General features: G+C 67.7%; 6 protein-coding genes. 1 reads left to right on the forward strand and 5 read right to left on the reverse strand.

The window, feature by feature from the left end:
* On the forward strand, positions 1-1190 hold a 1190-nt coding region (locus tag E1258_RS26195; RefSeq protein WP_132405806.1), incomplete at its 5' end, for a site-specific integrase.
* A 69-nt stretch (positions 1191-1259) separates the two neighbouring features.
* On the opposite strand, the gene E1258_RS26200 is transcribed toward E1258_RS26195, so the two are convergent.
* The 5 genes from E1258_RS26200 to E1258_RS33595 form a co-directional block, all read right to left on the reverse strand.
* On the reverse strand, positions 1260-3824 hold the full coding sequence (locus E1258_RS26200; RefSeq protein WP_132405808.1) for a pPIWI_RE module domain-containing protein: 2565 nt from the start codon (positions 3822-3824) through the stop codon (positions 1260-1262).
* Complete coding sequence (locus E1258_RS26205; protein WP_132405810.1) at positions 3825-7169, reverse strand: transposase; 3345 nt, start codon at positions 7167-7169, stop codon at positions 3825-3827.
* Positions 7166-8278: an HU-CCDC81 and SPOR domain-containing protein gene (locus E1258_RS26210; protein WP_132405812.1), complete on the reverse strand. Its 1113-nt coding sequence runs from the start codon at positions 8276-8278 to the stop codon at positions 7166-7168. The genes E1258_RS26205 and E1258_RS26210 overlap by 4 nt, the downstream gene beginning before the upstream one ends.
* Before the next feature lie 75 nt (positions 8279-8353).
* Positions 8354-9172: a ribonuclease HI gene (locus E1258_RS26215; RefSeq protein ID WP_132405814.1), complete on the reverse strand. Its 819-nt coding sequence runs from the start codon at positions 9170-9172 to the stop codon at positions 8354-8356.
* 12 nt (positions 9173-9184) lie between these two features.
* On the reverse strand, positions 9185-9695 hold a 511-nt coding region (locus E1258_RS33595; protein ID WP_165949905.1), incomplete at its 5' end, for a hypothetical protein.

A 9695-nucleotide genomic window follows, 5' to 3' on the forward strand; every position in this document is an offset into this window, starting at 1 on the left:
ACCTCATCGAAACCGCCGTCAAGACCGGCGCACCCGTCCCCACCCCCAACCAGGTACGGCGGACCCTGCACCTGGACATCGCCCCCACCGAACTCCCCACCATGGCCGTATATCTCACCGACTGGCTCGCCGGCCGCCAGAGCATCAAGAAAGGCACCGTCCGCTCCTACGAAAGCCACATCCGCCTACACCTCATCCCGAACCTCGGGCACCTACGCATCGACCGGCTCCGCCCCGGTCACATCGACGCCATGTACGAGGCCATCGCCGAACGCAACACCACCATCACCACCCTGCGCGCCAGCCGCAACCAGGCCAAACGCGACCAGGTCAAGAACCAACGCATCGTCGGACCGAGGACGATGCACCTCATCCACGCCACCCTCCGCAAAGCCCTCAACGACGCGATACGCCGCCACCGCTACCTCGACATCAACCCCGCCCTCCTGGTCGAGCTACCCGCCGCCCGAGCACCAAAGCCCACCGTGTGGACCGACCAACGCGTCAAGACCTGGCGTGACACGGGCAAGACCCCGAGTCCGGTCATGATCTGGACCCCCGAACACACCGGACGATTCCTCGACCACACCCAAGCCGCGAACGACCGGCTCTACGCCCTCTACCACCTCATCACCTTCACCGGCCTCCGCCGAGGCGAAGCCTGCGGCCTGCACTGGGACGACCTCGACCTCGACGCCAAAACCCTCACCGTTCGCTGGCAACTCGTCCAACACGGCTGGGCCACCGCCATCGACACCCCCAAGACCACCGATAGTGAAGCTGCCGTCGCCCTCGATGTCGAAACTGTCGCGGTACTGCGTGCCCATCGCGCCCGGCACCACCGCGAACGCCTCGCAGCCGGAGCAGCCTGGACCGGGACAGGCTTGGTGTTTACTAACCCGACCGGCGGGCGGCTGCACCCTGCCGATGTCACCGACCACTTCCACCACCTCGCCACCCAAGCCGGGCTACCACCCATCCGGCTTCACGACCTCCGCCACGGCGCCGCCACCATGGGCCTCGCCGCCGGCGTCCAGATGAAAGTCATTTCCAACCGACTCCGCCACTCCAGCCCACACTTCACCGCCAAGTTCTACGGCGACGTCCTCCCCGAACTCTCACACGCCGCCGCAGAAGCAACAGCGGCTGTGGTACCGCGACAGCGGGGTGGCGGAGCGCGGTCGGCATAGTAGGACAGTTCGAGCGGCACATGCTCCGGCGTGGCCTCCCCACCCAGAGGGCCAGGGAGGCCACGCCGCCTACTCGTCCCCGATAACCTCCTGCGCATCGAGATCAGTGATCTTTGTCGGCAGAAGGTACTGCTCGATCTGTTCCGCGAGGTGAAGTGGCCACGGCAGGATAGTGGTGTTCCGCACGTACGGTGCGGCGTCCCGTAGGTCGTGAGCCAGCGCCGCCCAGTGCTCGGGCTGGTCGCCGTCCTGGATCCCCGCCACAAGTAGCTCGATGAACTGCGGGTTCCATACTTGGGCCTTCGGTTTCGGGGCCGTGAGCTTGCCGTTGTGCTCGCCGGGGATCAGCTTCGAGACGCCCTTCAATGCGCCGGAGTGTGTGCTGGGCTTGCCCGTGGTGCTGCCGTACACCCGATGGACCAGGAAGCGCCACAGACCCTTGGGCTGGCCTGTCTCGTCATCGGTGATGCCGTAGCACTCCGGTGTCTCGCCGCCTTCAACGGTGCGAACGCGCACATGACGTAGGCCCGGTAGCTTGCTGACCGGCTGAGGGTCGCCGGCACCGAAGCCGAGGTTGTCGAGCTGGATGCGGCCGTTGGTGAGGGTGGTCCAGACGCCGCGCAGGTTCTGCGCATGGGTGAGCAGCAGCGTGTCGGGGAATGCGCCGGTGGCCTCGTCGATGACGTCCTTGGCAAACCGGACCACGTCGTCGGGACCGCATTTGAGGTCCACGTTGACATACCGTCTACCGATTTCCAGTAGCCCGGTGTGTAGAGGCTGCCAGGGCACCTTGGGCGCACGAACCTGTACATGCTGACCGGTGGGATCGATGAGTACGGCGACGGGTACCTGTCGCCCGAGCCCCCAGACGCGCCCCTTGTTCTGACGAATCATCCAGATGGCCAGGAGGGCAGGCTGCCGGAGAAGCGTGTTCCGCGCGGGTTCAGGAAGCGGCTCGGGGCGTACGCCGAGCTGCCGGAAGAGTTCATCGACGGCTGCGGCGAACCGTTCGCGGTTCGGGTCGGACGACTCCTTGCGTGGGGGGCGCTTGTGCTCGGCGACCGGGGTGACGAACTGGCTGAGTCGTCCCGTCCGCAACAGGCCGTGCCGGATCGCGAACTTGGGGTCGTCGCCGCGCCGCCGGCCCTCGTAGGCGTCGGGGCCGGCGATCTCGACCAGGGCGACTGTCGGGTTGGCCGCCCGACCGAGCGCGTCGGCGATGTGCACGATCCGGGCCTCCACCGCAGCCTGAGGGCGTCGTCCCACCCGGTCAAGGTCGGCGCGGATCGTCGGTGCCGCTAGCCGACGGACCCCGACGGTCACCCCGCCCAGGTCGATGAGCGTCTCCGTCTCGCCAAGCTGTTCAGCACGGGGCATCGGGACACCGAGACGGGTGGTGAGTCGGTCGAGGGCGTACTGCGTGGCCTGGTCATCGGTGAGCAGCTCGATGTCCAGGCGTGGCCCGACGATCTCACTGAGATAGGCGGCCGAAACCGGGCTCTGGCTGATGCCACCAAGCCCTTTGTACACGGTGCACCTCTCGCGTGGCAGCGGCGCGGCCGGGCGGAGGCACGGGCTGAGCTCGCCGACGACCCAGTCCATCAGCGGCTGGCGGTCGGCAACCGATAGCCCGGCGCTGACCTTCTCAGCTGAGAGCATTCTGGTGCTGTACACCAGCGCAGCTGCGTCGCCGTGACGCTGCAGGTAGTCCAGTGGCTTGTCGACAAGCTGCTGCGGGTCGGGCAGCCGGTCGAGACAGCCGACTTCCTTCAATACGCTCGCTACGGCGTCGTCCCAGCGTGGCTCATAACCGTTCGAGCCGTTCTTCTCCGTCACCTTGACTCGCTTGATCCGCGCCGTGCCGAAGTGACGAGAGTTCTCTAGGCCGGCCAGGTACGGCACGGTCGGGGCCAGATACACCGAGTGGCCATGGTCGAGAGCGAGCTTGCCCCGTACAGGCATCCAGCGCCGTACGCCGTATGACAGATAGACGAGTAGCTCGTCGCTGGTGGGCAGGGTCTGCGCGGTAATGCCGATCTTGACCGAGAAGGGGGTTTGGTCCTCGATCCGCTCCGGAGGCCAGGACATGACTTCTGAACCTTCGGCGCTTGGGCAGCGCAGGAACCGCAACTCGTTATGCGGGCAGGTCGTGTCCGGGCGGGACAACGTTGCCGCGATCTCCATTGGGAGCAGGCGCATGGCTCGCTGCCGTTCGTCGGGCGCGGTCAGGTTGAGGTGAACCGGCGACCAGCTGAGGTCCCTCGCGTGCAGCTGCGACAGGGCCAGGGCGATCTGCTCCGGCGTGCCCTTCTGCGCGCGCGCCCACGCCGCGACCAGGTTGAAGATCGCTGCCGGGTTGACCTCGCGGTATGCGAGCAGCCAGTCTTGGTCGTCGTCGCCACGTCCGGCGTACGGAAGCGTGACGACGCAGTCGGGAACGAGGGCGGTGATCGCGTCGTTGAGCGAGGCGATCGGGATGCTGGCGACCTCGCCGCCCCGCTGGGCCTGGGCGAGGCGACGCAGCGGCTCCTTCCAGCGGCCCGGAAACCGCATGAGGTGGTAGGTGCGTTCGATAGGGGTTGCGGGATCGAGACGCAGGACGGTGACAGCGAGGTTGTCGTAGCGGGGTGCCATTCAGCGGTCTCCCATGTTGGTGAGTGCGCGGTACAGGGGCTGGTAGAGCGCCTGGACCAGATGCCGATCGGTGTGGACGCCGGTGGGTTCGAAGTACGGGGCGAGTACCTCGCGCATGCCGTGCAGCAGGCTGGTGCTGGCATCGTCGAGGTCGGTGTCGGTGTCGCTCCTGCGGGCAGTGACCGGTGCGAAGGCGGCATCGCAGAAGTAGACCCTTGCGGCTTGGCCGCCACGTAAAAGCCGGCCCACGACCTGCCAGATGGTGACGAGTTGGGTCCAGGCCACGCGTCTACGTTCGTCCGTGCCAAGTTGGCTGTAGGCGACCAGGGCGTGCAGCAACCGCCGCCACTGACGCTGCGCGGCTCGGCGTCGCCGGTTGCCGGCGCTTGCGAGTCGATCGTGTGCCAGAGAGTCGTCGTCGAGCGGATAGGGGCGTAGTTGTTCGAGGGCATACTGGTTAATCCGCTGGGTGACGTAGCTGAGGTCCTTCGGCCGTGGGTGCGGGCGTACCAGGAAGAACGCGGCACCGACGGCGGCCACGCCTTCGTTGTTGAGGATGTTGTGCCCCCGCTCGACGGCCAGAATGGGGGCGACCAGCAGCCACGCGTCGTCGGTGCCGAAGTCCGCGACGTCGCTGCGGCGCAGCAGATGGCCATCGTCCCAGCCGCTCTCCAGTTCGTCGTCGCCGACGAGGCATTGCACCTGCCCCTGCCAGGAGGACTTGCGTCGGAGCAGCTCGTTGGTGACGGTGCGGGCCTCGGCGTAGCTGCCGACCAGCAGCATGATCTTCTGTCGGCCCGGCGGCAGGGTGGCGCGTTCCCGTTCCAGGCGGTTGGGCTGACCGGGCCCCGCACCTGGCTGGGTCAGGGCCGCGACCATCTGTCGCAGGGCGCTTGCGCGTTCTGCCCCGTACCGGCCGGACACCCAGATCGGGGTACTCCGTTCGCCCTGGTGCTGGATGTCCAGGGTGAACGTGGTCTCGGAGATGGCGGCGAGTTTCTGCGGGGAGGGACGCAGGATCGCCTCGACCAGCACGTCGATGTGGTAGCGAGGCGAGGTGCCGGCCCAGCTTGTTCCGGACAACAGCAGTACGTTCGGGCCCCGTCCATCGGCGGGAAACAGGTCTGGCAGGCCGACCAGCAGGGCACGCCCTACGCCGGTGTAGCGGAAGAAGCGGAATTCGCCCAGCTGGCCGTTGCGGCGGTCGGGATCGTCCTCGACGTACTGGAAGCCCAGCACGTTTCCCATCGGGGACTCGGGTACCGCGACGGCGAGGTCGCTGGGCGGTCGGCGTACCTCCGCCGGAAGCGTGTCGAACATGTCGAGCTCTGCTGCGACTTCCGGCCAGATGGCGAGCATCAGGTTGAGCCGGTGCGCCATCACGGCCACGGCGACCGCCAACTCCAGCCGCCATACGTTGCGGTCGAGCTCCGCGGGTGTGATCTTCCTACCCTCGACCAGCTCTCGATCGCTGAGGTCGGTAAGCCACTGCCGGACGGCGTTCTCTCGTCTCTCCTCCTCGGTGTCGGATAGTTGCGCCTCGGCCAGGGTGGCCAAGCCTCCGGCTAACTCACCGGATGCTCCCGTCGGGTCGTCGATGAACGCGTTGAACTGCTCGCGCAGCAACGTGTAGAGCTCGTCGCTGTCCCAGCCAGGATCCGGTTTGCGGCCCTTCGCGGCGGTGTACCCGGCCCAGTCCTTGGCAAGGCTGTTGAACAGAGTCCAAGCCGTGAAGTAGTCGGGGTCGAGCCAGTTCAGCACCGGCTTGCCGGCGCGAATCCGGTCCCGCTGCAGCAACTGGTAGATGATGTCGGCTGCGGAGCGGGCCTGGTTCAGCGCCGTGATGAACCGGCGGATCTGTCGGGAGCTGACCGGCGCGCGACCCGTGGAGCGCAACTTCTCCGCCACCCGTGCCCCGATCTCGTCGATCCAGGCTTCTTGGCTCGGGCCGAGCAGCACCTGGGCGCTCGCGAACATCTCATCGAGGTTTGCCTGCACTTGGTCGGCCTCGTCGAACAGGATCAGGTCGCTGCGCCGCCACGCCGCTTCCAGGTACCGCATCTGCTCGTAGCTCAACGGTCCGGGCACAGTAGTGTGCACAAGGCTCCACGGCGTCGCGATCCACACGTTCGCCGTGACCAGCAGGCGCGCGGCCTCGTGCCGTTGGCATCGATACCACAGCGGGCAGGTGCGCCGGACTCCTTCACGCCAGCCATCAACCGGGGCGTCTGGGTCGGTCTCGATCAAATGCTGACAGGGCGCCTCGCGTACCTCGAGCGGTTTGGGTGCGCCTCGGACGGCATCGAGCGGGCACGCGGTGCTGACCAGGTCGAATCCGTACGGCTCGGGGGGTAGGAGCCGGCCAGGCGCCGGTGGCTGGAGCCGGTGCAACCGTTCCGCATGCCGGGTTCGGTTCTGCCCCATGACCGGTGCCGCCACTACGCCGTCGTAGTAGGACAGCTCGTGTGCCGTACGTAGTGCTGCCGAGTTGTCGCCGACCACGATCGTCACCCGGAGGCCGTGTTGCGCTGCCCAGGTCGTCAGAATCGTCACGAGGGTGCTCTTGCCGACACTGACCATGCCGACCATGTGCAGAATCCGGTCGATGCGAAGGGTCGTCGCGTCGCCGAAGGTATCGTCGGCCAACCGGATCTGCAGCGTGACATCCTGCAGGCGCTCCTCCCATCGATGAGGGGAGCGTCCGGCCTGCAGGTCAGCGGCGTCCATAGCCCGGGCGGTCTCCACCAACTCATGCCAGGTGACCTCGATCGGTGCCCGCGTCCGGACGGCCAGGTCATGCAGGGCCGGAGCCGGCGCGGGCGGAAGGTCGTCCGATACCGCCACGCCCTGCCCACGCGCCGTGGAACTCATGCGGTATCGGCCGGGTGCGGCGAACCGCACGCCGGTGGTGGCGAAGGGTAGGGGCTCGGTGAGTAGCTGCTCGTACCACTCCCACCTGTCAACCGCCACACTGCACTGCCGGCGCACCGGTCGGCCGAGCGGGTCCAAGCGGTAGCCCCGCACCGTCTCAGCGGCGGACAGGTAGGCCCGCAGCAACTCGTCCCACCCGTATGGGCGTTGGCTGGGCCACAGCAGGGCTCGTGCGTTGGCGAGCCGGACCGCCGCGTCGGCTGGCGGGTGCGGCACCGCGTCCCACAGCGCCCGGTAGCCGTCGAGCAGCGCGGGTACTCCGCTGGCGGCTTGACCGGTGGCGACCGCTTCCAGGAGATACAGGCACAGTTCGATGTCCATGAGCCGTGCGGGTGAAGGCTGATCGCCGGTCGGGTTGTAGTGGCCGCGGAGGGAGCGGGTGAAACGGTTACGGATGGTGTTGATCTGTCTCATGCCTGGGCCTCCACCCGCCGCTTCACGGCAGTGATGAACTCCGCCTCGGATACCGCCACGATCCGCTGGCCGGGCCGCACCTCGGGGCACGCCTTTCGCAGTCGTGCCACGTACCGCGGATGCGCCTTGACCTGCTCCCGGCCGATGACGACGTAGGCCCTTTCCACCTCCGACGGCACGGCGAACAGCCGCTCCCGTAGCCGCCGGGCCAGCCGTACCGGATTGCGCCAGGCCTTGACATCGGCGACCCAAGGCCGTTCCTCGAAGACTGAGATGTCGCACGCGTCGAAGTCCGGCCACACCGCGACCGGCACGCCGAGCTTTCCGATCGTGTCGGCGATGCGCAGCTCCGCACGACCCGGTGCGGTGATGAAGGTGCGCAGCTCACGTCGCAACCACCACACGCCCTCGCTGGCCGGGTGTTCCGCCCCGACCGTGCCGGGCGCCGGGCAGGTCTCGTCCTCGCAGAACCAGGTCCGGTCGTCATCCAGCGGCAGCCGGAGACCGCCGCAACCGCCACAGGTCCGGATTACTCCGTCCGCCATTGTCTCGGGCGGCGCTTCCATGTACGCCTGCCGTACCTCGTTGGCCAGCAGCGCCAGGTCAGGATGCGCCAGCCACGCGTCGAGCTCGATCGCCGCGATCGCCGGCTGTCGGATCAGGAGCTCACGGAACGCGACGTAGGACTGCGGTGCGTCGGCGGCCCGCGCCTTGTCCATCACCGCCCGCAGCAGCGCGTTCTCACGGATCTCACCTTCGACATCACCGCGGAGGCTGCCTAACTCCTCGCACGCCGCCGTCGGGCGACCGTAGATCAGCAGCGACTCGTCCGGGTCGACGTCCGCACCGGCCAGGTCGATCCTCCAGTCACCGAACGGCTCCTGTGCAAGCTGGAGGAGCTCCATCACGCTGGCCGGCGCGGTCGCGTCCTGATGCCAGGCGAGCAGGGTCAGCCGATCCAACGCGAGCTGCAGGTTCGCCGGGTACGGCAGCCGGAACGTGTCACCCGACGCGGTCTGCTGGGCGTACTCGAGGATTCCGCTGGCGAGCTGCGCAACCGCGATCTGCGGGTCGGGCAACCATGATGGTGCGGTGGGCGAACCGGTCATTCATCACCTTCTCTTTGGAGGAGAATCCGGGTCCAGGCATCTACGCTGATCCGACTTGGCTGCTGGGGGGTTCGGTCAGCGGGCGAGGCTGGCGTGCCAGTCCGACAGAAAAGCGTCGGCCAGGGCGTGTGCCCTCGGGCGTACGTCGAAGCTCTCGCCGACACGACGGCGGGCCATCTGGGACAAGCCGTCGGCGGCCTCGTTAAGGGCGTGCCCGCTGTGCCCCTTGACGTGCTGGAAAGACAGGTCGGGCCGACGGCTGACTGCCTCGGCGAGCCGGACCAGCGTCGGCTGCTCGGCCGACCGGCGCTGCCGCAGGTCGTAACCGGCTGGCATCGCGGACACCTCACCGGCCTGCCAGCGATGCAACCAGCGTAGGGCGATGGCGTTGTCCACCAGCACCGTCATCCCCGCAGGCGGTTCCGCGTATGCCGAGAGCAGGAAGTCGACCGCCCGCAGCTCGTTGACCAGTACCTGGGAGGCCCCGGTTGGGTCCTGCCAGCCGGTGCCCCGGCCGCGCAGACCGTAGTGGCCGTCACTGGCCACGTACGCGATGCCGCCGGCGCGGTCCTTCCAGCTGGCGTCGGTCGCGGCGACGACCGGCGTGGCTGCCGTAGTCCAGCGGCCGATCCGGCCGCGGCCCCGCTGCGGGTCTGGTTGCGGCGGGCAGGGTGTGCCGTGCGTGGCAGCGAGCCGTTCGGCGTTCCGAAGGAGCTGCTCAGCTGAGTCGAGCTCGTCGTATTGGACTGCGGTGAGTACGAGGACCGCCGTGTCGGCGATAGCCTGACAGTCGGGGCAGGCGTTGCGGCGAACGTATTCCCGCAGCGGCAGGGCGCGGGCGTGTAGCGGATCGGGGAGCAGGTGCAGGGCGCGGTGAAACTCGTCGGGACGCACGACGACCTCCCCTCAGAACTCGGCGACATCGGTGACGACGGCGGTCAGGGTGTCGCCGGAGCGCTTGGTGCTGGCCATCTCCTCCTGTTGCACTGAGGCGGAGTCACCGGTCACCTCAAAGGTGTTGATGATCGGGTCTTCGGCGCCTTTGACCTGGTAAGTCACCTCGTAGGTCCTGCTCGGATCCAGGTCGGCGGTGCCGCGGTAGGCCACGTCGATTCGATAGGTCACATTGCAGCCGGCGCTGCCGAAGCACTGCTTGCGCAGGATCTTCACCTTGAGCGCGATGTCCCTCTTGGTCAGTGTGGCGTATCGGGGGAGCGTGGGTGCCGTCGTCACGGAAGCGGTGGTCGGCACTGCCGCAGGCGGCGCGCTGCTGGTCGGAGTGGTGGCCATCGCCGGACCGATGCCGACTTTGGTATCGGTCGAGTCGTTGCCCAGCGCGGCGACTCCGAGACCACCGATGCTGAGGGCGATGACGAGGGCGATGCCGCTGACAACCAAGGCGCGGCCCCGGGAGGGC

The sequence above is a fragment of the Micromonospora sp. KC207 genome, assembly GCF_004348615.1.
Lineage (GTDB): Bacteria > Actinomycetota > Actinomycetes > Mycobacteriales > Micromonosporaceae > Micromonospora.

Bases quoted from the DNA above. Each gene is read 5' to 3' on its own strand.
- E1258_RS26200 (WP_132405808.1), bottom strand. From the start codon at position 3,824: ATGGCACCCCGCTACGACAACCTCGCTGTCACCGTCCTGCGTCTCGAT.
- E1258_RS26205 (WP_132405810.1), bottom strand. From the start codon at position 7,169: ATGAGACAGATCAACACCATCCGTAACCGTTTCACCCGCTCCCTCCGC.
- E1258_RS26210 (WP_132405812.1), bottom strand. From the start codon at position 8,278: ATGACCGGTTCGCCCACCGCACCATCATGGTTGCCCGACCCGCAGATC.